The 24,564-nt window shown below is 69.0% G+C and carries 24 protein-coding genes; 13 read left to right on the top strand and 11 right to left on the bottom strand.

The annotated features are described in order from the left end of the window. Positions 1-11 precede the first annotated feature (11 nt). Together ACYQ5L_RS24065 and ACYQ5L_RS24060 are read left to right on the top strand one after the other, a co-directional pair. Positions 12-311, top strand: coding sequence for an MFS transporter (locus tag ACYQ5L_RS24065; protein WP_459960400.1), 300 nt, complete (start codon positions 12-14; stop codon positions 309-311). Continuing rightward, complete coding sequence (locus ACYQ5L_RS24060) at positions 299-532, top strand: hypothetical protein (protein WP_459960398.1); 234 nt, start codon at positions 299-301, stop codon at positions 530-532. Before ACYQ5L_RS24065 ends, ACYQ5L_RS24060 begins: the two co-directional genes overlap by 13 nt. Before the next feature lie 14 nt (positions 533-546). On the opposite strand, the gene ACYQ5L_RS24055 is transcribed toward ACYQ5L_RS24060, so the two are convergent. Further along, positions 547-1,455 carry a LysR family transcriptional regulator gene (locus ACYQ5L_RS24055; RefSeq protein ID WP_459960396.1) on the bottom strand — a complete coding sequence of 303 codons (909 nt, stop codon included), beginning with the start codon at positions 1,453-1,455 and terminating at the stop codon, positions 547-549. A 157-nt stretch (positions 1,456-1,612) separates the two neighbouring features. On the opposite strand from ACYQ5L_RS24055, the gene ACYQ5L_RS24050 reads away from it, so the two are divergent. The 3 genes from ACYQ5L_RS24050 (at position 1,613) to ACYQ5L_RS24040 (ending at position 5,481) form a co-directional block, all read left to right on the top strand. After that, a complete protein-coding gene (locus ACYQ5L_RS24050) occupies positions 1,613-2,998 on the top strand; it encodes a serine hydrolase domain-containing protein (RefSeq protein ID WP_459960394.1) in 1,386 nt (461 codons plus the stop codon). Between the two features lie 241 nt (positions 2,999-3,239). Further along, complete coding sequence (tuf, locus tag ACYQ5L_RS24045; RefSeq protein ID WP_459960392.1) at positions 3,240-4,415, top strand: elongation factor Tu; 1,176 nt, start codon at positions 3,240-3,242, stop codon at positions 4,413-4,415. 109 nt (positions 4,416-4,524) lie between these two features. Further along, positions 4,525-5,481, top strand: a complete 957-nt coding sequence (locus tag ACYQ5L_RS24040; protein WP_459960390.1) for a purine-nucleoside phosphorylase — start codon at positions 4,525-4,527, stop codon at positions 5,479-5,481. Positions 5,482-5,507: 26 nt separating this feature from the next. Here ACYQ5L_RS24040 and ACYQ5L_RS24035 read toward each other — a convergent pair whose 3' ends face one another. Beyond that, positions 5,508-6,809 carry a hypothetical protein gene (locus tag ACYQ5L_RS24035; protein ID WP_459960388.1) on the bottom strand — a complete coding sequence of 434 codons (1,302 nt, stop codon included), beginning with the start codon at positions 6,807-6,809 and terminating at the stop codon, positions 5,508-5,510. 84 nt (positions 6,810-6,893) lie between these two features. On the opposite strand from ACYQ5L_RS24035, the gene ACYQ5L_RS24030 reads away from it, so the two are divergent. The 4 genes from ACYQ5L_RS24030 (at position 6,894) to ACYQ5L_RS24015 (ending at position 10,720) form a co-directional block, all read left to right on the top strand. After that, positions 6,894-8,042 (top strand): acyl-CoA dehydrogenase family protein, encoded by a 1,149-nt coding sequence (locus ACYQ5L_RS24030; protein WP_459960386.1) that lies wholly within the window; start codon positions 6,894-6,896, stop codon positions 8,040-8,042. 146 nt (positions 8,043-8,188) lie between these two features. Then, positions 8,189-8,791: a TetR/AcrR family transcriptional regulator gene (locus ACYQ5L_RS24025; protein ID WP_459960384.1), complete on the top strand. Its 603-nt coding sequence runs from the start codon at positions 8,189-8,191 to the stop codon at positions 8,789-8,791. Between the two features lie 4 nt (positions 8,792-8,795). Beyond that, positions 8,796-9,434: a TetR/AcrR family transcriptional regulator gene (locus ACYQ5L_RS24020; protein WP_459960382.1), complete on the top strand. Its 639-nt coding sequence runs from the start codon at positions 8,796-8,798 to the stop codon at positions 9,432-9,434. 287 nt (positions 9,435-9,721) lie between these two features. Further along, a complete protein-coding gene (locus tag ACYQ5L_RS24015) occupies positions 9,722-10,720 on the top strand; it encodes an AraC family transcriptional regulator (protein ID WP_459960380.1) in 999 nt (332 codons plus the stop codon). Positions 10,721-10,730: 10 nt separating this feature from the next. On the opposite strand, the gene ACYQ5L_RS24010 is transcribed toward ACYQ5L_RS24015, so the two are convergent. The 4 genes from ACYQ5L_RS24010 to ACYQ5L_RS23995 form a co-directional block, all read right to left on the bottom strand. Next, the gene (locus tag ACYQ5L_RS24010; RefSeq protein ID WP_459960378.1) at positions 10,731-11,252 is read right to left on the bottom strand and encodes a hypothetical protein; all 522 of its coding nucleotides are present in this window, start codon (positions 11,250-11,252) and stop codon (positions 10,731-10,733) included. A gap of 230 nt (positions 11,253-11,482) precedes the next feature. After that, positions 11,483-12,496, bottom strand: coding sequence for a YdcF family protein (locus ACYQ5L_RS24005; RefSeq protein WP_459960377.1), 1,014 nt, complete (start codon positions 12,494-12,496; stop codon positions 11,483-11,485). Between the two features lie 68 nt (positions 12,497-12,564). Further along, positions 12,565-13,926: a HAMP domain-containing sensor histidine kinase gene (locus tag ACYQ5L_RS24000; RefSeq protein ID WP_459960375.1), complete on the bottom strand. Its 1,362-nt coding sequence runs from the start codon at positions 13,924-13,926 to the stop codon at positions 12,565-12,567. Next, positions 13,923-14,585, bottom strand: a complete 663-nt coding sequence (locus tag ACYQ5L_RS23995; protein ID WP_459960373.1) for a response regulator transcription factor — start codon at positions 14,583-14,585, stop codon at positions 13,923-13,925. The genes ACYQ5L_RS24000 and ACYQ5L_RS23995 overlap by 4 nt, the downstream gene beginning before the upstream one ends. Positions 14,586-14,659: 74 nt before the next feature. Between ACYQ5L_RS23995 and ACYQ5L_RS23990 the strand changes: the two genes are divergently transcribed. The 3 genes from ACYQ5L_RS23990 to ACYQ5L_RS23980 all read left to right on the top strand — a co-directional run bounded on the left by ACYQ5L_RS23990 (position 14,660) and on the right by ACYQ5L_RS23980 (position 19,016). Further along, complete coding sequence (locus ACYQ5L_RS23990; protein ID WP_459960371.1) at positions 14,660-16,609, top strand: glycoside hydrolase; 1,950 nt, start codon at positions 14,660-14,662, stop codon at positions 16,607-16,609. An 11-nt stretch (positions 16,610-16,620) separates the two neighbouring features. Continuing rightward, positions 16,621-17,583 carry an endonuclease/exonuclease/phosphatase family protein gene (locus ACYQ5L_RS23985; RefSeq protein ID WP_459960369.1) on the top strand — a complete coding sequence of 321 codons (963 nt, stop codon included), beginning with the start codon at positions 16,621-16,623 and terminating at the stop codon, positions 17,581-17,583. Between the two features lie 92 nt (positions 17,584-17,675). Then, positions 17,676-19,016 carry an ABC1 kinase family protein gene (locus ACYQ5L_RS23980; RefSeq protein ID WP_459960367.1) on the top strand — a complete coding sequence of 447 codons (1,341 nt, stop codon included), beginning with the start codon at positions 17,676-17,678 and terminating at the stop codon, positions 19,014-19,016. 8 nt (positions 19,017-19,024) lie between these two features. Here the strand turns inward: ACYQ5L_RS23980 and ACYQ5L_RS23975 are convergent, their stop codons facing one another. From ACYQ5L_RS23975 to ACYQ5L_RS23965, 3 genes are all read right to left on the bottom strand, one after another. Beyond that, positions 19,025-19,216 (bottom strand): hypothetical protein, encoded by a 192-nt coding sequence (locus tag ACYQ5L_RS23975; protein WP_379194693.1) that lies wholly within the window; start codon positions 19,214-19,216, stop codon positions 19,025-19,027. Positions 19,217-19,586: 370 nt separating this feature from the next. Next, positions 19,587-21,083, bottom strand: a complete 1,497-nt coding sequence (locus ACYQ5L_RS23970) for an ABC1 kinase family protein (protein WP_459960365.1) — start codon at positions 21,081-21,083, stop codon at positions 19,587-19,589. Between the two features lie 90 nt (positions 21,084-21,173). Beyond that, positions 21,174-21,542, bottom strand: coding sequence for a TfoX/Sxy family protein (locus ACYQ5L_RS23965; protein WP_459960363.1), 369 nt, complete (start codon positions 21,540-21,542; stop codon positions 21,174-21,176). Positions 21,543-21,628: 86 nt separating this feature from the next. Here ACYQ5L_RS23965 and ACYQ5L_RS23960 point away from each other — a divergent pair, with 86 nt between their 5' ends. Further along, positions 21,629-22,717 carry a glutamate--cysteine ligase gene (locus ACYQ5L_RS23960; RefSeq protein ID WP_459963521.1) on the top strand — a complete coding sequence of 363 codons (1,089 nt, stop codon included), beginning with the start codon at positions 21,629-21,631 and terminating at the stop codon, positions 22,715-22,717. A gap of 57 nt (positions 22,718-22,774) precedes the next feature. Here ACYQ5L_RS23960 and ACYQ5L_RS23955 read toward each other — a convergent pair whose 3' ends face one another. Both ACYQ5L_RS23955 and ACYQ5L_RS23950 read right to left on the bottom strand, forming a co-directional pair. Beyond that, positions 22,775-23,401: an MBL fold metallo-hydrolase gene (locus ACYQ5L_RS23955; protein ID WP_459960361.1), complete on the bottom strand. Its 627-nt coding sequence runs from the start codon at positions 23,399-23,401 to the stop codon at positions 22,775-22,777. After that, positions 23,401-24,486, bottom strand: coding sequence for an S-(hydroxymethyl)mycothiol dehydrogenase (locus ACYQ5L_RS23950; RefSeq protein WP_459960359.1), 1,086 nt, complete (start codon positions 24,484-24,486; stop codon positions 23,401-23,403). The genes ACYQ5L_RS23955 and ACYQ5L_RS23950 overlap by 1 nt, the downstream gene beginning before the upstream one ends. Positions 24,487-24,564 lie beyond the last annotated feature (78 nt).

The raw sequence follows: 24,564 nt of genomic DNA, 5'->3' as shown, positions 1-24,564 counted from the left end.
GGGGAGGGACCATGACACATCGCGCCACGATCTCGTCCACTGGTATAGGAGCCGCACCGGTCCTGCTCATCGTCTGCGCCGCCTCGTTCCTCACCTTCCTCGACGTCTCGGTGGTGAACATCGCCTTCCCGAGCATCTCGGGCTCGTTCACCGGCACCCCGGAATCCGTGCTGACCTGGGTCGTCAGCGGCTACACCGTCACCTTCGCGGCCGGACTCGCGCCCGCCGGGCGGCTGGCCGACGTGATCGGCCGCGGCCGTCTGTTCCGGCCTGCGCCGTTTCCAGCAGATTGGCGCCATTGGCCGAGATGATGGCGGCCAGCACCGCGATACCCAGCGCGCCGCCGACCTGGCGGACGGTGAAGGTCATGCCGAGCCCGGCGGCGAACTTCTCCTCGGGAATGGCGGCGGCGGCAATTCCGAGAGCAGTACACGAGCTGTACCGATTCGAAGCGGTGGTCCTGCTCCTCGCCGCACCGCTATGCCTGACGTTGAAGCCGGCGCGGCTCACCGAACCCGTTGCCGTGGCCTAGATCAGGGGCCTGGCTCAGGGCTCGTAGAGTGCGGCCGGGCCGAGCTCGCGGACGATACGAGCCAGTGCCCGCACCGGTTCGGTCTCCGCGTTCGTACGCCAGACCAGGCCGAAGCGCAGCTGCGATCGTTCCTTCAGCGGTGTGAACACGACATCCGGGCGCGGGTGATAGCGATGCATGTGCGCGTTCATGAGGTGGATTCCCTCGCCCGTGCCGACGGCGGTGAAGATATCGTCGACCGACCGGTTGGGCGTCGGATGACGTTCGACCGCACGGCCTTTGGGAGTGTAGAAGGGGGTGTAGGCATCCACCCAGTAGTCGAGCAGGGGGACCGGCAGGCCGCCCGCGACAACACCCCGCTCGCCGATGACCTCGATGGACACCGGGCCCTGGCCGGCCAGGGGATGATCGACGGGCACGATCAGCATCTTGGGTTCGGTGAAGACCAGGGGCCCGACGGTGAGGTCGGGTTCCTCGATCGGAAGCCAGGAGATGAGCGCGTCGATCTCGCCATTGCGCAGCGGTTCGAAGGCGTCGATATAGGGATTGTGCTGAATCCGTAACTCCCACTGCGGGTGTGCGGTGCGGAAGGCATCCCAGATCGGTTTCAGATCGTGGGCATTGTGCGGGATCATTCCGACGCGCAACCGGCCCGTGACGCCGCGCGCCGCCTGTCGCGCCCGCTCCATGCCATTGCGCAAGCCGAGATAGACCGGTTGCAGGTCGTCGCGCAACTGCTCCCCGATCGGGGTGAGGGTGACATTGCGGCTGTCGCGGTCGAACAGCTTCGCGCCGACTTCGCGTTCCTGCTTCCTGATCGCCTGGCTCACCCGCGTGACCGAAACATACAGCCGCGCCGCGGTTCTGCCGAAGTGCAGTTCCTCGGCCAGCGTCAGGAAGATTTCGATATCACGCAGTTCCACCCCGGCCCTCCCGCCTTGTTCTCGCCGGGGCATGCTACCGAACTCGCGTTCGAATCGTGAACCCGTGGCTTGACGAACCGTATCGGATTTCGTCGTTGTTCCCACTGGTAGGGCCCAGCAAGCTGGACACAGTCCGATCGAAAAAGGAGATGACGCAATGACATTCGATACCGCTCACTGGCAGGCGCGGCTGGACGCGCTGCGCGAGGAGAACCACATGCCGGGGCTGTCGCTTGCCGTGCTCGCCGACGGTGAGATTCACGAGCTGGCCAGCGGCGTGCTGCACCGCGGCATCGGGAATCCCGTCACCACCGATGCGGTGTTCCAGGTCGGCTCGGTGACCAAGATCCATACCGCGACGCTCATCATGATGCTGGTCGATCAGGGCAGGCTCGACCTGGACGCGCCGGTCGCCGAGGTGCTGCCGGACTTCCGGGTGGCCGATCCGGAGGCCACCAAGACCATCACCGTCCGCATGCTGCTCAACCACACCAGCGGCCTGTCCGGCGACCATCACATCGACACCGGCCGCGGGGACGACGCCGTGGCCGAGTACGTGCGGTCCTGCGCCGACCTGCGGCAGGACTGCCCGCCGGGAATCGTGGTGTCCTACTGCCAGTCCGGCTACATCATTCTGGGCCGCATCATCGAGGTGGTCACCGGGCAGACCTACGATGCCGCGCTGCGGGAGATGCTGATCGAGCCGCTGGGCCTGACCCACACTGTGACCCTGCCCGAGGAGGTGCTGCGCTTCCCGAATGCCATGAGCCATCTGGGTCAGGCCGGGGCGCAGCCGGAGGTCGCACCGGCGTGGAATCCGTTGACCCGCGCCCAGGTTCCCGGCGGCGGGGGATTGTGCGCGACGGCCGCCGACATTGTGCGGCTGGCGAAACTGCATCTCGACGGCGGCGTCGCGCCCGACGGCACTCGGCTGCTCGGCGAGCCGATCGTGGCAGCCATGCAGCAGCGCGAGATCGAGGTGCCGGACAAGTGGACGGTCAGCTCCGATGCCTGGGGTCTGGGCTGGACGCTCTACGACTGGAACGGCGCCTTCGGCTACGGGCACGACGGCTCGGCCATCGGACAGCACAGCTACCTGCGGGTGGCTCCGGAAGCAGGGGTGATCATCGTGCTCCACGACAATGGCGGCGACACCCCCTTCACGCACGGCCACCCCATCTATCACCGCCTGTTCAGCGAACTGCTGCGCGATCTCGCGGGCATCGACATGCCGGAGGATTTCGCCCCGCCCGCCCAGCCGCCGCGGGTCGACATCGCGCCCTACCTGGGCATCTACCGCCGCGCGGGTATCAAGATCACCATCGGGGACGGCCCCGCGGGCCACACCGCGACCTACGAATTCGTCGACGGCATGGACGGATTGGCGCCGCCGCTGCACATGGAACTGGTGCCGGTCACCGACACCGTGTTCGCCGGTCGCGCCAATGCCGCCGAATCGTGGCTGCCCGTGGTCTTCTCCACGCTCCCGGACGGCAGCGTCTACTGCTACATCGGCGTCCGCGCGGCTCCGAAGGTCGCCTGACGATCGCCACCCACGGAAATTCGGTGGCGCCGGCCAGGTTTCTGCGGGAACCTGGTCGGCATGTTCTCGCACGCCATCGCCGCAACGCCCGCAGTCGCGGGTGCGATGGCCGCTGCCCTGGTTCTCGCATTCGACGGCGCACGACGCTGACCTTCTCCGGGACGTCCCGGGACCTCAGGCGGGGAAGGTCGCTCGTTGCTGAGGTTCCCTCGAATCACGACTCCCAGATGGAGAATTCGTCATGGCCAAGCAGGCCTTCGTCCGTACCAAGCCGCATCTGAACATCGGGACCATGGGGCATGTCGATCACGGGAAGACGACGCTGACCGCCGCCATCACCAAGGTGCTCGCGGAGCGGGGCGGCGGGACGTATGTGCCCTTCGATCGGATCGACCGGGCGCCGGAGGAGATCGCGCGCGGGATCACCATCAATATCTCGCACGTCGAATACGAGACCGCCACACGGCATTACGCGCATGTGGACATGCCGGGGCACGCGGACTTCGTGAAGAACATGATCACGGGGGCCGCACAGCTCGATGGCGCGATCCTGGTGGTGTCGGCCCTGGACGGCGTGATGCCGCAGACCTCCGAGCACGTGCTGCTGGCCCGGCAGGTCGGGGTCGAGCACATTGTGGTCGCGCTCAACAAGGCCGATGCCGCCGACAGCGAGCTGCTGGAGCTGGTCGAGCTGGAAGTGCGGGAGCTGTTGTCCGCGCAGGGTTACGACGGGGAGAACCTGCCCGTCGTGCCGGTGTCGGGGCTGCGGGCGCTCGACGGCGACGAGCAGTGGTCGCAGGCGGTGCTGCGGCTGCTCGAGGCCATCGACGAGTACATCCCGATGCCGGTGCGCTACACCGACGCGCCGTTCCTCATGCCGGTGGAGAACGTGCTCACCATTACCGGGCGCGGGACCGTGGTCACCGGGGCGGTGGAGCGCGGCCGGGTCCGGGTGGGCGACCGGGTCGCCGTGCTCGGGTACGGCGACAGCCTCGAGTCCGTCGTGACCAGTGTCGAGACCTTCGGGCGGACAATGGAATCGGCGGAGGCGGGGGACAATGTGGCGCTGCTGCTGCGCGGCGTGCAGCGCGGGCAGGTGACCCGCGGGCAGGTCGTCGCGGCGGTGGGCAGCATTGCGGTGCACACCCGGTTCACCGCGCGGGTGCATCTGCTCACCCCGGCCCAGGGCGGGCGGCGCACCGGTATCGCCACCGGCTACCGGCCGCAGTTCTACGTGCGCACCGGTGACGTGGTCGGCGATGTGGTGCTGCCGGACGGGCGCGCGCAGCCGGGGGACACCGTCGAGATGGCGGTGACCCTGGGGCGGCCCGTTCCGCTGGAGGCCGGTCTCGGCTTCGCCGTGCGTGAGGGTGGCCGGACGGTTGCCGCCGGTACGGTCCTCGCCGTGAACGAATAGCGGAGAGGGGGTGCTCGGCCCCGAGTCGTTATGGCTCGGGGCCGAGACTCCGCCCACACACCGGCCTGCCAGTGCCGTGATGAGGTGATATGTCCCCTATTCTGTCGCAATGACCAACCGTCTCTGGAAGTTTGCTGCCGCACTGGGGGTGACCGCTCTGGCGCTCACCGGATGTTCGAGCGGATCGAAGAACGACTCCGACAAGATCGATGTCGGGGTACTGGTCATCACCATGTTCGACCCGGAGAACGAGGTGTGGCTGCAGCGCGAGGACCTGCCCACCACCGTCGAGGTCCCCGGCGCCTTCAAGCCGGTGCGCTGCAATGCCGACCGGCTGTGCGTGGCCGAGACCGGCCAGGGCAAGTCCAATGCCGCCACCACCATGATGGCGATCCTCAACAGCGACAAGTTCGACTTCTCCAAGGCCTACTTCCTCACCGCGGGCATTGCCGGCTCGCCGCCGGATCAGGGCACCCTCGGCTCGGCGGTGTGGGCCAACTGGGTCGTCGACTTCGACCTCGGCAACCACCTCGATCCCGCCGAGGCGCCGGAGGTGCCCTTCGCCTACCGTCCCGTCGAGGACTACAACACCGACGCCTACCACCTCGATGAATCCTTGGTGGACAGGGCATTCCAGCTGACCCGCGAGGCCAAGCTGGCCGACAGCCCCGAGGCCGCCGCCGAACGCGCGCTGTTTCCCGGCCAGGCCGGCCGCGTCCCGTCGGTCATGAAGTGCGACACCATGACCGGCGACGACTACTACTCCGGCAAGGTGCCCTCCGATCAGGCCCGCTACATCATGGAGGTGCGCACCGAGGGCAAGGGCGTGTACTGCACCACCCAGATGGAGGACAATGCCGTCGCCACCGCCCTCAACGCCCACGGCTACCTCAACCGCTACCTGAGCCTGCGCACGGTCAGCAATTTCGACCAGCCGCACCCGGGCCAGACCGTGGTCCAGCATCTCGACACCTCGACCGCCGGTTTCAAACTGGCCCTGGACAATGCCTACAGCGTGGGCAAGGCCGTGGCCGACGATCTGCTGAAGAACCCGCCCTCGAACTAGCGAATGATGGCCCGCCCGAGCGGTTTTCAGAGGTAGTGCAACCGCTCGGGCGTCCAGGTCCAATGCCAGTCGGTCGGCCCGTAGGCCTTCTTGGCCGCGGTGCGCTGGCGGCGGAAGTCCGTCAGCGCCGCCACCACCTCCGGGCCCGGATTCCCGGAGTCGGAAATCGGAATCCGCAGCACCAGATGCTGTTTGGGATGAACGAGCACCACGTCGCCATTGGGTGCGCAGGCCCGCAGTTCGAAGGCGGCCAGCGGCTTGAACTCCTTGACGGTGGTGTCCAGCATGGCGAGCAGCTCGCCGTCGCGCGACCAGATCCAGAAGCCGTTCTTGTTGAGGTGATAGGCGCGCCCACGCCGCGGATCGGTGGCGACGCGGTGATGGGAACCGGCGTAGGGGCTGTGGCGGTACGGATGCATACCTTCCAGGCGGCCCTGGATCTTCCCGGCCTCGTCCATCAGCGCGAAGACGAAGGGCAGGCCCTTGCCGCCGCTGCGCAGGCCGCGCGCGAACACCGGTACCACGAACAGGTCGTCGGCGAGCGGTTCCGGGGTGTAGACGCGCGGCGGCCGGTTCACTCCCATCCAGAAGCGCTCGTCGTCGGTGCGCGGCACCAGGGCGGCCAGCGTCGGCGCCGGCCGATTCGCGCCGAGGACGGGCGCGCCGTCGAAGATCAGATATGAGCGTGCGTGGCGTTCGGTCTGCCGCTCGGCGCGATCGTCGGCCGAGGCAATGGCCCGCAGTGTCGGCCGCTGCGCCGGAGTCAGCGGATCATCGGTGATGGCAATGAGATTCGGCACGGAGTTGCCGTAGTACACGTGGCGTTCCGCGACCAGGCAGAGCAGTCGGCCACCGGGGGTGGGCCGGATGCTCGTGGCGAACGGGGCGCCGGGGATCTCCTCCTCGTACGGCTGGGTGAAGGCCGCCCGGACCGTGGTGAGGTCTGCGTCCAGCAGGTAGGTGCCGTCGAGGTATCCGGCCAGCGCGACCGTGCCGCTCGGGAGCACGGAGCAGTCCGTCACTCCCGACGGCGCGGGAAACCGTGACGGCTCACCCGCATCGGAGTCGATCTCCGTCACCGCCGCCGCGACGGGGAGGCCGTCGGCGTCATAACGGGTGATCACTCCGAAGGTGGCCCGGGTCGGATCCTTCGACCGGAATGGCTTCGCGCCGCGGGTCACCCGGGAAACCGTGTAGATCTCGCCGCCCGGTGCGCAGCCCACGGCGAAATGCTCGAACCGCGACTCGACCGTCGCGGTGGTCTCCAGTTCCAGGTGGAACCGATCGACCAGCTGGGTGGGTATGAGTATCCGGGAAACGCTTGGCATGCCGAGCATTCTGCGCGATACGGCCGACAAAGGCTGGCCGGGATTGTCTGCTCCGGGGTCCGGGGGATCGCGGACCATGGGGGTATGGAACGTGGGCATTACGGGCCGGACCAGGTGGCGTTCGGCGAGCTGGCGCGGGGATTCGTGCACAAGGAGGTGGCGCCGCGCTATCTCGAATGGGAGGACGCGGGGATCGTGCCGCGGTCGGTGTTCGCGCGGGCGGGGGAGTTGGGGCTGCTCGGATTCGCGGTCCCGCAGGAGTACGGCGGGCTGGGGGTCGCGGACTTCCGGTTCAATCAGATCCTCATCGAAGAGTTCATGAATGCCGACTGCGCGGGCGTCGGATTGAATTTCGCTCTGCACAATGACATTTGCACGCCCTATCTGGTGAACCTCACGACCACGGAGCAGCGGCGGCGGTGGCTGCCGGGGTTCGTTGCGGGAACCCTGATCGCGGCGATCGGCATGACGGAGCCGGGAGCCGGATCGGATGTAGCCGGATTACGTACGGCGGCAGTCGATATGGGCGACCACTTCGTGGTGAACGGTGCGAAGACCTTCATTACCAATGGGATCAACGCCGATCTGGTGATCACGGCCGTGCGGACGTCGCCGGAGCGGCATCGGGGACTGACGCTGCTGGTGATCGAGCGGGGGATGGCCGGATTCGAGCGCGGGCGCAACCTGGACAAGCTCGGCCTGCGTGCACAGGACACCGCCGAAATGAGCTTCACCGATGTCCGGGTGCCGAAAACCAATGTGCTCGGCGAGGTGGGCCGCGGATTCGAATACCTGATGGGGAATCTGCCCCAGGAGCGAATGCAGATCGCGGTGGCCTGCCTGGCGCGGGCGCGCGCGGCCCTGCGCACCACCGTCGAATACGTGCGGGAGAGAAAGGCTTTCGGGCAGGCCGTCGGCGGCTTCCAGAACACCAGGTTCGTGCTCGCGGACGTGGCGACGGAGGTGTCCGTGGCGGAAGCCTTCCTCGACAAATGCGTGCTGGAACTCAATGCCGGGCGGCTCACGCCCGCTGATGCCGCCAAGGCCAAGCTGTGGGCCTCGGAAATGGAGTTCCGCTGCCTGGACCGCTGTCAGCAGCTGTTCGGCGGGTACGGCTACATGCGCGAGTACCCGATCGCGCGCGCCGCCGCCGACGCCCGCATCACCCGGGTGTACGGCGGCACCTCGGAGATCATGCGCGAAATCATCGGCCGGGACCTGAAACTCGCGTGAGGGGCCGCGGCCCATCCCCGCCGTCGCAGCGCGGACAGCCGCTCCGGGCGGACCGCGGGCGGCCGAACGTCGTGCGCCGCCTGCTTGATTAAACTGGCCGCACCGGCCCGGAAGCCGGAATCGTCGGACGAATACAGGAGGAGTGGGTGACCGAGCGCCGCGAGCGCATTCTCGACGCCGCGCGGGGGCTCATTGTGCGCGACGGATACGCCTCGGTCAGTATGCACGCCATCGCGCGTGCCGCCGGCGTGACGCGTCCGGCCCTGTACTCCGAATTCTCCGATCGCGACGAGTTGTTCGCCGAACTGCTCGATCGCGAGGAACGGGCGGTAGTGGCGATGGCGGCCGACGCGACGCCGGAACTGCCGCCCGGCGCGGATCCGGTGGCGGTGGCCGATCGGGCCGTCGACATCTTCCTGGACCTGGTGCGGTCGGCCCCGGAGACCTGGCGGCTGGTGCTCATGCCGGGCGACGGGATGCCGAAGGCGGCCCATGAGCGGATCGTGAAGGCGCGCAACGAGATCCGGGAACGCACCCGGGCGCTGCTGACCGTGGCCGCCGCGCTCGGCGAGCGCGAGATCGACACCGAATTGGTGAGCCACGGCGCGATCAGCGTCAGCGAGACCGCCGCCCGGCTGCTGGTGCACGACGGTGCGGACCGCGATGCCGTGGGGAAAACCCTGCGCTGGCTGACCCGGCGCGCCATGGCGGCGGCCGTCATTCCCGTGCATCCGGCCGGAAAGGACTGACGCGGTGCCCAATGCCTCGAGCCGCGCCGCGAAACCACGGCGGCGCTACGCCAAACGGCTCACTCCCGCCGAGCGCCGGGAGCAATTGCTCGACGCGGCCTTGAATCTGGTGGTGGAGAACGGTTTCGCCGCCGTATCGATCGCCGCGGTGGCCGAGCGCAGCGATGTCACCAGGCCGGTCGTGTACGACCTGTTCGGCAGCCGGGACGAGGTGCTCAGCGAGCTCATCGAGCGGGAATCGGCCCGGATGCGGGCGGCCGTCGCCCGGTCCATGGCCGCGGCGCAGGCCGAAGACACCGTGCCGGAGGCGGTTTCCGCCTCGCTGCGCCAGTTCCTCGACGAGGTGCGCGCCATGCCCGCCACCTGGCGGCTGGTGTACTTCCCGATCGACGGTGTGCCGCCGGTACTGCGCGAACGCGTCGAGCAGACCCGCGACGAGCTGCGCACCCCGTATCGGAGCCTGCTCGGCGACTGGCTGGCCGACCATCCGGACGATGCGCGACACGTCGATCTCGACGTCCTGGTGCGCCTGGTGCAGGGCTTGATCCAGACCGCCTCGCGCTTGCTGCTCGACGACCCGGAGCACTACGACCCGGAGCGCATTCTCGCCATGTTCACCCTGCTGTTCTTCGCGGAATCCTGAGCATCGCACGGTGATTCGGCCCGCCGAATCGAGCCGGTCCGGCTCAGACAGTGGTGAATCCGGCGCCGGGTTCGGCCGCCCGAGTCGAGCCGCCACTCCGAAGAAGGGGACTTCGCCCGCGTCTGTCCGTGACAGTTCGGCACGGTAATCGTGTAAGTTCGGCCACACCGCGTGGTCCGGCGTTGCGGTATTCCGCCGAAATCACGAGGTCAGCGTTGGTCGGTCGATGAGGACACGGGTACATGTTCGACTGGGATCTACCGAGGAACACCTCGAGCGTTCATGTCATGACGCAACTCGCCGCGGAACGGGGGATGCCCGCGGCGGCCTGCCTCGCGGGCACCGGGCTCACACCGGAGACGGTCATCGACCCGCACGCCGAGATCACCGCGCGCCAGGAAATCGCGGTGGTGCGCAATGTGCTCGCCCGCTTCGGCGATGAGCCGGGTCTGGGCGTGGAGGCCGGCAGCCGCTATCACGTCTCGCTGTACGGGCCCTGGGGGCTGGCGCTGCTCAGCAGCCGCACCCTGCGCGATTCCGTCGACGTGGCCTTGCGGTACGTGGGGCTCGCCTTCGCGTTCGGCCGGCTCTCCTTCGAGGAATCGCGCGGCGAAGCGCGACTGGTGCTCGACGATCGCGAGATACCCGCGGATGTGCGGCCGTTCCTGACCGAGCGGGTCATGACGGGCATCCAGACCCTGGGCCGGGAACTGTACGCCACGGAGGTACCCGTGCAGCGGGTTTCGTTCCGGCACGCCGCGCCGGGGGACACCAGTCGCTATCGGAGCGTGTTCGGCGTCGAGCCCGTCTTCGGCGCGCCCGCCAATGTGACCGCCTTCGACAGCGTCTATCTGGAACTACCGCTGCCGCAGGCCAATGAGTGGGCGCGCAGCACCCATGAACAACTGTGCCGGGACCTGCTGGCCCGCCGCCAGGCCCGCACGGGCGTCGCCGGGACGGTGCGGGATCTGCTGGTGCGCAAGCCCGGTGAGGTGCCCGATCAGACCGCGGTCGCGGCCGAGCTGTTCATGAGCCCGCGCACCCTGTCCCGGCGGCTCAACGAGGAGGGCACCTCCTTCCGGGCGCTGCTCGACGAAGTGCGGCAGATGCTGTCCGAGGAGCTGCTCGACCACACCGATATGACCACCGAGCAGGTGGCGGCCCGGCTGGGCTATGCCGAGGCGGCCTCGTTCATCCGGGCCTTCCGGCGCTGGAAGGGGTGCCCGCCACAGGAATATCGGGGCCGCGCGGGCCGGGGCGGTACGCGGATTCCGGAACCGGTGTAGCGGTCCGCGGTCAGTTCGGCCCATCCGGCCGTGCGGAATCGGGCTTACCCTCGCCTGCGCTGTCGCGATCCTTGTCATCGCCGGCACTGATCCGGCGCGGCCTGGCCACCCGCCGAATACCGCCCGCCGGACCATTGTCGCCGGCTCGTTTCCGCCGCGCGGCCCCGAAATCGACCACGCTCGCGTCCTGTTCGCCCGCCCCGGGCGCACCCTCCGGGGCCGGGTGCTGCGCCCGGGCGGGCTCCGCCGGCCACCACCCCGTCTCGCGCTGCAATTCCGATCGCTGCACGGGCCTGGTCGGCGCGGGATCGTAGACGGACGGCTCGTCCGACCGCCAGGTCTTCCGCGCTCGTTCGCCGTCGTCATCGGTCATCCGCCGCGGCCGCCGCGGCAACCGCGTCACCTCCGGCGCACCGTCCGCCGCCCCGGCGCCACCGTTCTCGGCGGCCTTCAGGCCCTCCAACTTCCGGCGCAACCGCTCCACCGCATCGACCCGGTACCCGCCGCCCCCCGGCACTTCCTGATCCGACATCGGACTAGCCGCCAACGGGCGTCATGACGCCCGCCGGCGCCACAACCACCGCTACCCCGCCCCAACCTCTGAACTTTTCCCTGCTGATGTCGCTCACGGCCATATTCTCCCTCACTGAGCACGGACCTCCGGCCCGCGCGCCGACCCCCAGGTGACCACCCCACGATAACCGCCCGAACCGCCCACCCGTGTTTCACATCGCGGGACCGGTCCGGTGCGCGCGACCGCGATCACGCGTCGGCGGGCAGCAGCTGGGCCAGGGCCACGAGCAGGGGCGGCAGGGCCGCGAGGGCCACGCACACCGTGACATTGACGCGGCGGTTCTCGTAGAGCACCGCGATGAACTCGCGCAGCAGCGCGCCGGGGAGGTAGTAGAAGGCGGTCGGTGCGCCGACCACCTCGGCGTCCAAACCGAGGTCGCGCGCCAGGAAGGCGGTGCGCATGGCATGGAAATTGCTGGTCACCAGCACCATTCGCGAACCGATGCCGCGTTCGGCCAGCAGATCCCTGGTACAGAGCAGGTTCTCGCGCGTGGTGGTGGAACGGTCCTCCCGCAGGATCGCCTCGGCGGGCAGCCCCTTGCCGAGCAGGTACCCCGCCATGGCATCGGCTTCGGACACGGTCTCGTCGGAGCCTTTGCCGCCGCTGGCGACCACCACCGGATGCCGCCCGGCGCCCACCTCGGCGCGGTAGACCTCCAGGGCCCGATCGAGCCGATTGGCCAGCAGCGGCGGCACGCGGGCGCCGATCAGACCGGAGCCGTGCACCACGATCGCGGCCATACCGGACTGATACGACAACCGGGTGTACACCCACGCGTACATGAGAAATGCCACGCACAGAAATCCCAGATAGCTCAGCACCAGCATCACCGACGCCAGAATGACGGCGAACCAGAAATTCTCGGTCCACAGCGCCACCACGAAGAGCGCGTACGGAACCAGCAGCGTCATTCCCAGCAGCAAGGGCAGCAGATGCGCGAGACCGAGCCCCTCGCGCCGCACCACCTGCACTCCGTTGATCATCAGCAAGCCGGCCAGCGCGAGCACCAGCAGCGGCGACAGCAACACGACCACGGCGGCCAGGGTCGCGAGGAAACTGTCCTCATCGGTCCCGATAATGCCCATGCCGGTGAACATCGCCCCCGCCAGCAGGTACACCCCATTGCTCAATCGCCGCCGGTCCCGGCGGAAACGCACCACGAAGACGGTCAGCAGCACCAATCCGATCGCGAGCAGAATCACCAGGTCACGGTATCGGCGCGCACCCGCATCCGGATATTGCCGCGCCGAGGGCCGCCGGCCGAGCGATCCTACTCGGGGAAGGTCAGCGTGAACTCGGCTCCGCGGCCGGGCTCGGACTCGACAGTGATACTCGCGCCGTGCAATTCGGCGACCTGGGCGACGATGGCGAGGCCGAGGCCGTGTCCGGCGGTCGCCCGCGCGGTGGGGGAGCGGTAGAAGCGATCGAAGACATGGGGCAGATCCGCGGGCGAGATGCCCGGTCCCGCATCGCGGATGGTCAACCGCCGCCCCGTCAGTTCGACCCGCACCGCGGCGCCGGGCGGGCTGAACTTGGCCGCATTGTCCAGCAGATTGGTGAGGGCGCGAGCCAGCCGGGCGGGTGCGCCCGCGATGGTGACGGGATCCAGTCGCGTGTCGAAGGTGATTGCGGGCCAATGCCTCCGGGCCGTCTCGACCCGGTCGGCGAGCAGGGTGTCCAGGCGCAGATCCTCCAGGGTCTCCCGGGGCGCGGCCGGATCGTCGGCGCGGGCCAGATCGATGAGATCGGTGACGAGCCCGGACAGTTCCTCCGACTGCGTGCGCAGCGCGGCGACGGTGTCGTCGAGCTGGGCGGGAGACAAGTGCGCGGCGCGGCGCAGCAGATCGATATTGGTGCGCAATGCGGTCAGCGGGGTGCGCAATTCGTGCGAGGCGTCGGCGATCAGGCGTTGTTGTGCCGCACGGGAATCGCGCTCGGCGGTCAGCGCCGCGTCGAGTTCGTCGAGCATGGTGTTGATGCTGACCGCCAGGCGGGCCAGCTCGTCCGAGCCGCTGACGGCGATGTGCTGGTTGGGATCCCGGGTGCGGGCCACCCGCTCGGCCGCCCGCGTCAGCGCGGTCACCGGCGCCAGCGCGCGCCGGGCCAGCAGGGTGCCCGCCACGGCGGCCAGCAGTGTTCCGGCGGTGGCCGCGGCCAGCAGCGCCAATCCCGTGCGGCGCAGACCGGTGTCGACGGTGTCGGACCGCTGCGCCACCTGCACGGCGCTGCCGGGCGCCAGCGGCGCGGTGTACATCCGCATCGGATAGCCGGCGAGGGTGAAGTCGCTGAAGTAGGCGTCCGCGGATCCCGTTGCCACCGCCCGGGTTTCGGCGTCGATCGGCAGATTCTGGCCGGGCAGATTCTCCGACCGGATGGCGCCGTCGGCGGCCACCACCTGGACGCAGGTGGGCGCGGCCAGGTACTGGCACGGCCCGGAGATGGCGGCGACATCCGGTTCGGCCGGATACTGTCGCGCGATGCGGGTGGCCTCGCGCCGCAGACCCAGATCGAGGTCGCTGTTCAACTCGTGCCCGACCACGAAGTACGCGGCGGCGGCCATTCCCGCCAGCGCCAATGCCATGGCGAGCACGAAGAATCCGATGATCCGGCCGCGCAGGCCCAGCCGGGTCACGCGAGCCCCAGCCGGTAGCCCACCCCGCGCACGGTGTGGATGAGCGGTTTCCCGCCGTCGGCCTCGATCTTACGGCGCAGATAGCGGATGTAGACCTCCAGCGAGTTCGACGACTGGTGGCCCCACACCCGATCGATGAGCGTCTCCCGGGGCAGCGCCTGCCCGGCATTGCGCAGCAGGACCTCCAGCAATGCGAATTCGGTTCGGCTGAGCTCGATCTCACGTCCGCCGCGGCGCACCGTGTGCGCGGCGGTATCCATGACCAGGTCCCCGGCCGAGAGCATCGCCCCGTCCTCGGGGTAGGTGCGGCGCACCAGGGCGCGCACCCGCGCCAGCAACTCGTCCAGATCGAATGGTTTGACCAGATAGTCGTCGGCTCCGGCATCGAGGCCCTCGATGCGATCGGCGACCGCGTCGCGCGCGGTGAGCATGAGAATCGGCGTGCGGTCGCCGCGCCCGCGTAGCGTGCGGCAGGCGGTCAGGCCGTCCATGAACGGCATGAGCACATCCAGCACCACCACCTCGGGCCGCCATCCGGCAACCTCGGTGAGCGCGGTCGCGCCGTCCCCGGCGGAGCGGGTCTCGTAGCCCTCGCTGTCGAGGGCGCGCACCAGGGCCTCGCGCACCGCCGCTTCGTCGTCAACCACCAATACCCGCACCAGTCGGATAATACGGACGCGGCCACCTGCCCCTTCTCATCGAACTTTCATATCGGGCGTGCAGCGTGGCGGGCATGAGACTTCGCAGACGGCATCTGGTCCCGGCGCTGATCGCCATTGCGGGCTTGACGGCCACCGGGCTGTCGGCCTGCGGCCACGACCTGCCGCAGGCCACACCGCAGATTGATGGCAACCAGGTGGTTATTCCGTTGGGTGACGGGACGGCGCGGGTGGACGCCACCTCGCTGGCGGTCACCGCCACGGCCGGCGGGCACACCTACGAACTGTCCGGGCCCGCCGTCGGCGGGCTCGGGGCCGCCGGACCCATCCGCCTGGCGGGTGACGCCGCGACCTGGACCTATCCCGATCGCGGCCTCACCGTATCCGCGACCGCCGTCGACGGACGTGTGCGGGTCAGCCTCGACAGCGATCGCGACGGCACGCTCGTCTGGCCGGTCACCGGCGGCGACGCCACGGCCACGGCGGTGCAGATCCCGCGCGGGGAGGGCCTGTCGCTGCCGGTGCGCGACGCGTTCTGGAACGGTCCGGATACCGGTGTGGTCGGCGAGCCGCTGAGCCTGACCTCGGGCCTCACCATGCCGTTCTGGGGTTATCAGCTCGGCGGGCGCGGCGTCAGCTATATCGTGCCCACCGATATCGGCAGCAGCCTCACCCTGAACTCCGAAGGCGGCAGGCTGCTGGCCCGCGGCTCCCACGACTTCGGCGAACGGGCCGGCACACGCGACTACACCGTCACTTTCGCACTCACCGGCGATTCACCGATCGCGGCGGCCGTCGACTACCGGTCCTGGCTGCTGCGGCACGGGGAGTTCGTCCCGCTGCGGGACAAGATCGCGCGCAACCCGGAGGCCGGCAAGCTCCTCGGGGCCTTCCACGCCTACCTGTTCGGCGACGGCCGCACGCCCGAGGCGGTGCGAAAGATGCAGGAGCTCGGGCTGAGCCGCATGTGGCTCGGCTACGACGCCGACGACCACCCCATGACCAAGGAATCGGTCACCGCCGCCGCGGACGCCGGATACCTCGCCGGACCCTATGATTCGCTGGACAACGCCCAGGATCCGGCGACCGCCGACAATCCGACCTCACGCTGGCCGGGACGGGTATGGCCGGACGGCTGCGTGCAGCGGGCCGACGGGACCCCGGAGGCGGGCTTCCGCGACCGGGGCTGCTACCTGAGTTCCGAAGCGCTGAAACAGGATCCGCAGCTGTACCGGGATCGCTACGCGCAGATGAGCGCCAATGGCGCGAACACCTACTTCCTGGATGTGGACGCCGCCGGCGAGTTCTTCGACGACTACTCCGCCGGCCATCCGATGAATCAGCGGCAGGACCGCGCCAACCGGCTGGACCGCATGCGCTGGTTCGCAGACCGCCCACAGGTGCTCGGCTCGGAATCGGCGGGCGCGTGGGCGGCACCCGTGCTCGATTACAACCACGGTGCGCAGACCCCGATCTCCGGCGGCATCTGGAAGCTGCAGCGGGACAAGGAGACCTGGGGCGCGTGGTATCCGCAGCGCGCGCCGAGGACCTTCTTCCAGCCCGTGGACCTGCCCGCGAATCTCGCGAAAGCCATGTTCGATCCGGTCTACCGGGTGCCGCTGTACGAAACCGTGCTGCACGACTCGCTCGTGAACGTGGACCGCTGGGAACTGTCGTACTACAAACTGCCGCAACAGCAGACGATGCGCGCGCTCACCGCGATCCTGAACAACACCCCGCTGAATTTCGTTCTCGACCGCGCCACCCTCGACGCGAAGGGCCCGGAAATCGCCCGCCTGCAACAGTTCTTCGCGCCACTGCACGAGACGGCCGGTACGTTGCCCATGACGGACTTCCGCTACCTCACCGACGACCATCAGGTGCAGACCACCACCTTCGGCGACGGCGACCTGACCGTGGTCGCCAACTTCGGCGCCCGCGATTACAGCGGACTGCCCGGTGGCTGCGTGGACGCCACCCTGAAGGGCGACACCACACCGCGACGGTTGTGCCCGGTCCAGTGAACGACTACCGGATGCCCGTACCGGTCCGCGCGACCACGCGGACCGGGCGGGGGAGACTGCTCGTATTCTCCGGTGCCTCAGCGCTTCTCACCCTCTTGCTGCTCGGGCACACCGCTGTCCCCGATATCGGCGGCCTCGGCGTCGCACTGGACACCGCCGCCCCGTGGCTGGTCGTCCTCGTGCCGCTCCTCGCGCTGATCGCCTTCCTGTGCCGCAGCCCGGCCGGGGCGGCCACCACCCTGATCCCGCTCCTGGTGTGGGCGTACAGCTTCGGCGCCTGGTGGGCCCCCGTCCACGGCGCGAGCGGCCCCGCGGCGGCGGATGGCGTGCGCATCGTCTCGCAGAACCTCTTCGCGGCCAACGAATCCCCGGCGGCGACCGGTCGGGCTCTCGTCGCCACCGATGCGGACATCATCGCCGTCGAGGAGCTCGGCGGTGCCGACCGCGCGGCGGTCACACGCATCCTCGACACCGCCTACCCCTACCGCGAGGAGATCGGCACCGTCGCCCTCTGGAGCCGCTATCCGACCTCGGACACCACCGCCGCGGATGTCGGCGTCGGCTGGAAGCGCGGCCTGCGCACCCATATCGCCACGCCCGCCGGTGATCTCGTGGTCTACGTCGTGCATCTGCCATCGGTCCGCCCCGGCGACACCGACGCCCGCAATCGCGGCCTCGCCACCCTGTCCGGTCGGCTCACCGCCGAGCGGGCCGAACACGTCGTGGTCGCGGGGGATTTCAATACCGCGAGCACCGATCGGCACTGGGACGGCTTCGCGCCGGGCTACCGCCACGCCCTGTCCGATGCGGGCTCCGGCCCCGGATTCACCTGGCCCGCGGTCTTTCCCGTCGCGCGCCTCGATCACATCCTGGTGCGCGGCGCGGACATCGCCACCGCATCCGTGCTGCGACTGCCCGGCCCGGACCACTGTGCCGTCCAGGCCACCCTCGCCCTCGGCTCGAAACCCCGGTGACCTGGGCGTGATCGACCGCATCCGGAAACTCGCCTACACTGTCTGGGACAGGGGTGGCTGGAATTGCGGCGTCGCGGGAAAGGATCGGCAGCGTGGCCGGACTCAGGAGAAAAGGCATCACCCGGATGGCCAAAGTGGCGAGCATTCCGGCCACCCTCATGGCCCAGCGCGTCGCCGCCACCGGGCGCAGCCTGATATCCGGCGCGGAACGCGGCGCCATCACCGACGAGATGCTCGACAATGCGGCCGACCAGATCTTCGCCGTGCTGGGCGAGCTCAAGGGCGGCGCCATGAAGCTCGGGCAGGCGCTGAGCGTGGCCGAGGCGGGGGTGCCGCCGCGCTTCGCCGATCACTTCCGCGAGGCGCTGACTCGCTTGCAGCAGGAAGCGCCGCCCATGCCGGTCGCCGACACCCATCGCATGCTGGACCTGCAACTCGGCACCGGCTGGCGGAAACGGTTCGCGCACTTCGCGGACGAGCCCATTGCCGCCGCCAGTATCGGGCAGGTGCACAAGGCGGTCTGGCACGACGGGCGCGCGGTGGCGGTCAAGGTGCAGTATCCCGAGGCCGAGGAGTCGCTGCGCGCGGATCTGAAGATGCTGCACATGGTTTCGGGCGCCTTCAACACGCTGCTCGCGGGAACCAATGCGCGCCAGCTCATCGAGGAATTCCTGGCCCGCACCGAGGACGAACTCGACTATCGCATCGAGGCGGCGTTCCAGCGGCGCTTCGCCCGCGCCTTCGCGGGAGATCCGCGGTTCTTCGTGCCGCGGGTGGTGGCGGCCGCGCCCAAGGTACTGGTCTCGGAATGGATGGACGGTATTCCGCTGTCCCGCATCATCGCCGGCGGCAGCCGGGCCGAACGCGATCGCGCCGGAATGCTGCTCGCGGAATTCGCGCTCTGCTCGCCGTCGCGGGTGGGCTGCCTGCACAGCGATCCGCATCCCGGGAACTTCCAGTTGCGCTCGGACAATCGGCTGGGCGTCATCGACTTCGGGGCCTGCGCGGAGACGCCGCGCGGAATACCGCGCGCGGTCGGGCGATTGGCGCGCTGCGCGCTCGCCGAGGATTATCCGGCGCTGGAAGCCGTGCTGCGGGAGGAGGGCTTCGTGAAATCGGGGTCGCCCATCGATATGGGTCCCATCCGGCGGCGGATCGCGCCCGTCGTCGCCCAGATCGACGGCAGCGACTTTCATTTCAGCCGTGCCATGCTGCAGGCGGAGGTCGCGCGATCACTGGATCCGGAGAACATCTCGCTCACCAATGCGCGGGCCATGATGGCGCCGGCGGATCATCCCGAATACGCCATGCTCGCACGCGTTTTCGGCGGCGTGGTCGGCATCTGCGCACAGCTCGACGCGCAGGGGCCATTCCTCGACCTGGCCGGGAAATGGGTTCCCGGACTGGGGGATACGCGGGAAGCCGCCTGCTGACCGATCGCTCAGGATAGGTGGACCCCGATCAAGGCCGGTGCGGCCGCCGCATGCGGCGCGCTGGCGACCAGGATCGCCGTGGTGCTGAGCACCGCGCTGGTCGCCAGTACGGGAACTGTCCAGGGGCGCGGGGTGATCACGGCCGACACCGCCCGCGTCGCGGCCGTAGCCGCCGCGTCCGCCATCCTTCGAGGGGTCAAAGCCACACTCCTTGTTCGGCACAACTCGGTTGAGCAAACACAGGCGACGCGTGTGGACGCGCCGTGCTGCGTGCCCCGGAACGAACCTAGCCGAGAATCGAGCAATTTCACCGCACCTGGCCGAAGATGGCCAGAATGTGTCACGAAACGGTAACGGCGCTAGTGGTGGAAACTATCGATCATCCGACGATGCGGGCACCGCCGCCATCGATACCCGGCCGCGCACCGAAGCCGCTGGACATCTCGCCGATCGAAGGACATCGACGCCGCGCCGCGGAGCCGCCGCGGCGCTCGCCGGGGAGCCGTGCATCGCGAACCTTGCGGCCCGATAGCGCTTTCCGCATACGGTGTGACCGACCCGACGTTCGTGTCACCCTCGGGACACGCCGAATCGCCGCGGGCGTGCCGCCGCGGCCGTGCGGGCCGCACGGCGCTCGCGCGCGGCGGCGAGATCGGCCGGGGCGTGCGGGTCCGCGGCCGCGGGTTCGGGGCCGCGGGTTCGGTAGCGGGTGAAGGCGGCGCTGAGTTCCGGTGACCAGCGCAGGATTTCCTCGCGCATGGGACCCGCGGTGTCGAGCTGGGAGAGCAGGCCCAGCAGTGTGACCAGGGCGCGGGCGAAGGGCGTGCAGGACACCGGCATGGTGAGCTGGCGCCACACATTCGACAATCGCGGATTCACGGTGTGCAGGACGCGGCGGCGCAGCCACTCCCGATCCACCCGGGCCGACTCCAGGCGCACCAGGTCGACGTAGGGGGCCAGCTGATCGGACAGCACGGCCGCGTCGAAGCTGACCTGATCGTCGGCGAAACCGTGCCGGCGGATGGCGGTATCCAGTTCCGCCGGACCGCCATTGAAGACGGCATCGCCCAGATCGCTGACCATGGCCTCGAAATCCGGCGGCGGCCACGGCGCGCAGGCGCCGAAGTCGACCACGCCCAGGCGGCCGTCGGGCAGCACCCGGAAATTGCCGGGATGCGGGTCGCAGTAGATGAGACCCGCGCGCGGACCCGCGGACAGCACGAAGCGCAGGGCCAGCATGCCGGTGCGGCTGCGTTCCTCCGGCGTGCCCGATTCGATGATGCGCTGCAGCGGGATTCCGTCCAGCCATTCGGTGACCAGGACATCGCCCCGCTGGGTTACCACCTCGGGAACGCGGAAGTCCGGATCATTCGCGTAGGCGGCGGCGAAGGTGCGCTGGAATTCGGCCTCCGCGGCGAAATCGAGTTCCGCGCGCACGGATTCGGCGAGCTGCTCGGCGAGCGCGCGCACATCGGCGTGCGGCGCGAAAACCGTGGCCAGCGTGGACATCCGGCGCAATTGGTCGAGATCGGCGAGCAGCGCCGCGCGCGCACCCGGATACATGACCTTCACCGCCACGGCGCGCCCGTCGCGCCAGACCGCGCGATGCACCTGGCCGATGGTGGCCGCCGCGGCACGGCGGTCGTCGAATTCGCGGAACAGCTCGCGCCAATCGTCGCCGAGGGAGGCCGCCAGCGCCGCGTGCACGGTGGCGGGCAGCATGGGCGGGGCGGCATCGTGCAGGCGGCTCAGCGCCGCCCGGTACGGTTCGGCCAGCTCCGGCGGCAGCGCGAGTTCGTAGACGGCCATGATCTGCCCGAGCTTGGCGGCGCAGCCCTTCAATTCGCCGAGCACCTCGAAGATGTGCTGGGCGGTGCGCAGCTGGATCTCCAGATCCACATCCGCGGCCGGGCGGCCCAGGGCGCGTCTGCCCATACCCGCGGCCCGGCGGCCCGCGTAGGCGATCGGCAGCCCGGCCAGTCTGGCGGCGCGAACCACCTTGCCGGAGGGCGGATTCCCGCCTATATCGGCGGTCCTGCCCCGAGAACCGATCCGCCGAGCCGCCATTCGTACCACCCCTACCCGATAACCCGCCGTATCGAGTCTCTCATGCCCCGGAAACCGAGTGGTCTTCTCAGGGGGAATGAACGTGGGTGATCAGCCGCGGCGGGCGGCCTTCTTCTTGGGCGCGCCCTTTTTGGGTGCGCTGCGGGCCGCGGCCACGCCGCGCGCGACCCATTCGTCGAGCACCCGGTCCTCGTCCAGGACCGCGTCGTCGATGCGCAGCCAGCCGCGCGACTCGCGCCCGCCCATGACCATGGCGCTCGCGCCCTCAAGCCGGACGAGCTCATCGTGCGCCTCGGGACCCACCCGCACGAGCAGTCCGCCCTTGCCGCTGGCCGCCACCGCCATATTGCCGTCGATCATGAAACCGAGGCCGCCGAACATCTTCTTCTCGACCGTCTCGGCCCGCTCCGGCCCCAGCGAATCCCGGATCCGCTCGGCCAGTTCCTCGTCGTATGCCATGCAGGCATTGTCACCCCGCCCACCGACAACCCGGAGAGACCGCTCCGACAGGTGTTTCAGACGCGTGTATGAGGTACACAGGTAAGGTGGAAGCCCCGCCGACGGTAGGTGTCGAGGAGGAGTTTCTCCTCGTGGATCCGCGGACGGGCGTACCGGTGAGCAGGAATGTCGATGTCGCCCGCACCGCGGCGGACTTCGGCCTGGATCTGCAGTTGGAAATCACGCGGTGCCAGGTGGAGACCACCACCCGGGTGCACACCAATACTCCGGATCTGCTGCGTGAACTGCGCGAACTGCGGCGCGGCGCGGCGATCTGCGCGGAGAAGAACGATGCCCTGCTGCTCGCCAGCGCGGTACCGCTGAGCGCGCCGGACGAGCTGACCATTACCGGCACCCCGCGCTATCGCCGCATTGCGGAGAACTTCGGCCGGCTCGCCAATGACCAGGGCCTGTGCGGCTGCCATGTGCACGTGGCCGTGCCGGACAAGGACGTCGCGCTGCGGGTGAGCAACTTCCTGCGCCCGTGGCTGCCGCTGCTGCTGGCGCTGACCGCCAATTCCCCCATCTATCGCGGCGGCGAGACCGGATACGCCAGCTGGCGCAATATTCTGTGGCGCCGCTGGCCCAGCGCCGGCCCGCCGCCGCATTTCGGCTCCGTGCGCGAATTCGACGCCGCCGTGGAATCCATGCTGTCCCTGGGCGTCATTCTCGATCGCAAGATGGTGTACTGGGATGTGCGGCCCTCGGTCACCTTCCCGACCGTCGAGGTGCGCGTCAGCGATGTGCCCGCGACGGTGGAGGAATCGGCGCTCATGGCCACCGTGGTGCGGGCCGCCGTCATGACCGCGTGCCGGGTTCCGGAACCGGCCGCCATCTCCGAACCCGTACTGCGCGCGGCCTATTGGAAGGCCGCGCACGAAGGCATCGACGGGGCGGCCATCGATCCGCTGGACGGCCGCACGCTGCCGGTCGAGGATCTGCTGTCGCGGCTCATCGACCGGATCCGGCCCGCCCTGGAGGAACTCGGCGATCTCGACTTCGTCACCGAGGCCGTCACCGCGCTGCTGATCCGCGGCAATGGCGCGCGCCGCCAGCTGCGGGCCTTCCGCACTCGGGGCGAACTCGGCGATGTCATCGAGGAATTGGCCGAGGCCACCCTGTACACCTGCCGATAGCGGCTGGTCCGTGGTGCCGGACCAGCCGCGCCGGACGACCGGACGCCGGATTGCCGCTCAGTGCCCGCGTTTACGCCACTCGTCGAGCTGCGGCGCCTCCGCGCCGATGGTGGTGGAATCGCCATGGCCGGTGTGCACCAAGGTTTCCGGCGGCAGCGACAACAGCCGCTCGGCGATCGAGTCCACAATGGTCCCGAAGTCCGAATGCGAGCGCCCGGTCGCCCCGGGGCCGCCGTGGAACAGCGTGTCCCCGGTGAACACCGCACCCAGATCCGCGGAGTAGAAGCAGCACGCGCCCGGTGCGTGCCCCGGGGTGTGCAGCACCTGCAACACGGTCCCGCCGACCTCGATGGTCTGCTTGTCGGTCAGCTCACCGTCCGGGTTCACCGTCGGATGCGTCAGTCGCCACAGGACCATATCGTCCGGATGCAGCAGCACCGGAGCGCCTGTGGCGCGGGCCAATTCGGGTGCGATTCGAATGTGGTCGTCGTGCGCGTGCGTGGCCAGGATGGCCTTCACCTTCCGGGTGCCGATGACATCCAGGATCGCCCGCAGATCGTGCGGTGCGTCGATGACCACGCATTCCAGGTCGTCGCCGACCACCCAGACATTGTTGTCGACGTCGAAGGTCTCCCCGTCCAGGCTGAACGTGCCCGAGGTGGTGGTGTGATCGATGTGCGCCACTACAGCACCACCACCGAGCGCAGCACCTCGCCGTGATGCATCTTGGTGAACGACGCCTCGACCTCGTCGAGCGAAATCGTCTCGGTGACAAAGGCATCCAGATCGAGGCGGCCCTGTTTGTAGAGCTCCACCAGATAGGGGAAGTCGCGCGAGGGCAGGCAGTCGCCGTACCAGGAGGACTTCAGCGACCCGCCGCGGGAGAAGAAGTCGATGAGCGGCATCTCGATCGTCATATCCGGCGTGGGCACACCCACCAGCACGACCGTGCCGGCCAGATCGCGCGCGTAGAACGCCTGCTTCCAGGTCTCCGGCCGCCCGACCGCGTCGATCACCACATCCGCGCCGAAACCGTCGGTGAGCTCCTGAACCCGTTCGACCGCATCGTCCTTGGCCGCGTTGACGGTGTGGGTGGCCCCGAAGCCGGTGGCCCACTCCAGCTTCCGCTCATCGATATCGACCGCGATCACGGTGGTGGCGCCCGCCAGCCGGGCGCCCGCGATGGCGGCGTTGCCCACACCGCCGCAACCGATCACGGCCACGCTGTCACCCCGGCTCACCCCGCCGGTATTGATGGCCGCGCCCAGCCCGGCCATGATCCCGCAGCCCAGCAGGCCCACCGCGGCGGGCGAGGCGCTGGGATCCACCTTGGTGCACTGCCCGGCGTGTACGAGGGTCTTCTCCGCGAAGGCCCCGATGCCCAGCGCCGGCGTCAGCGGCGTGCCGTCGGTGAGCGTCATCGGCTGTGCCGCATTGAAAGTCGAGAAGCAGTACCAGGGCTTGCCCTTCTTGCACGCGCGACAGGTGCCGCAGACCGCACGCCAGTTCAGGATGACGAAATCGCCGACCGCCACATCGGTCACGCCCTCGCCCACGGCCTCCACGAGGCCGGCGGCCTCGTGCCCGAGCAGGAACGGGAATTCGTCATTGATACCGCCCTCGCGGTAGTGCAGATCGGTGTGGCACACCCCGCACGCCTGCACCGCCACCACGGCCTCACCCGGTCCGGGATCCGGGATCACGATCTCGGTCACTTCCACCGGGGCATTCTTCGAGCGTGCGATCACGCCGCGCACAATCTGGGACAACGATTTTCCTTCCTAGGGCAATGCGATTGCTTCGACTATGGCATCGGGTCGTGCGGGTCGCGAGCGAATCACCATGAG

The organism is Nocardia sp. IFM 10818 (assembly GCF_054655275.1).
Note: the sequence above shows the minus strand (reverse complement) of the source record. Positions and strands in the feature narration are given on the sequence as shown.

Excerpts from the sequence above, each read along its gene's own strand:
- ACYQ5L_RS24065 (WP_459960400.1), top strand. The coding sequence starts at position 12 with ATGACACATCGCGCCACGATCTCGTCCACTGGTATAGGAGCCGCACCG.
- ACYQ5L_RS24050 (WP_459960394.1), top strand. The coding sequence starts at position 1,613 with ATGACATTCGATACCGCTCACTGGCAGGCGCGGCTGGACGCGCTGCGC.
- tuf (WP_459960392.1), top strand. The coding sequence starts at position 3,240 with ATGGCCAAGCAGGCCTTCGTCCGTACCAAGCCGCATCTGAACATCGGG.
- ACYQ5L_RS24040 (WP_459960390.1), top strand. The coding sequence starts at position 4,525 with ATGACCAACCGTCTCTGGAAGTTTGCTGCCGCACTGGGGGTGACCGCT.
- ACYQ5L_RS24035 (WP_459960388.1), bottom strand. The coding sequence starts at position 6,809 with ATGCCAAGCGTTTCCCGGATACTCATACCCACCCAGCTGGTCGATCGG.
- ACYQ5L_RS24030 (WP_459960386.1), top strand. The coding sequence starts at position 6,894 with ATGGAACGTGGGCATTACGGGCCGGACCAGGTGGCGTTCGGCGAGCTG.
- ACYQ5L_RS24015 (WP_459960380.1), top strand. The coding sequence starts at position 9,722 with ATGACGCAACTCGCCGCGGAACGGGGGATGCCCGCGGCGGCCTGCCTC.
- ACYQ5L_RS24010 (WP_459960378.1), bottom strand. The coding sequence starts at position 11,252 with ATGTCGGATCAGGAAGTGCCGGGGGGCGGCGGGTACCGGGTCGATGCG.
- ACYQ5L_RS23990 (WP_459960371.1), top strand. The coding sequence starts at position 14,660 with ATGAGACTTCGCAGACGGCATCTGGTCCCGGCGCTGATCGCCATTGCG.
- ACYQ5L_RS23985 (WP_459960369.1), top strand. The coding sequence starts at position 16,621 with ATGCCCGTACCGGTCCGCGCGACCACGCGGACCGGGCGGGGGAGACTG.
- ACYQ5L_RS23970 (WP_459960365.1), bottom strand. The coding sequence starts at position 21,083 with ATGGCGGCTCGGCGGATCGGTTCTCGGGGCAGGACCGCCGATATAGGC.
- ACYQ5L_RS23965 (WP_459960363.1), bottom strand. The coding sequence starts at position 21,542 with ATGGCATACGACGAGGAACTGGCCGAGCGGATCCGGGATTCGCTGGGG.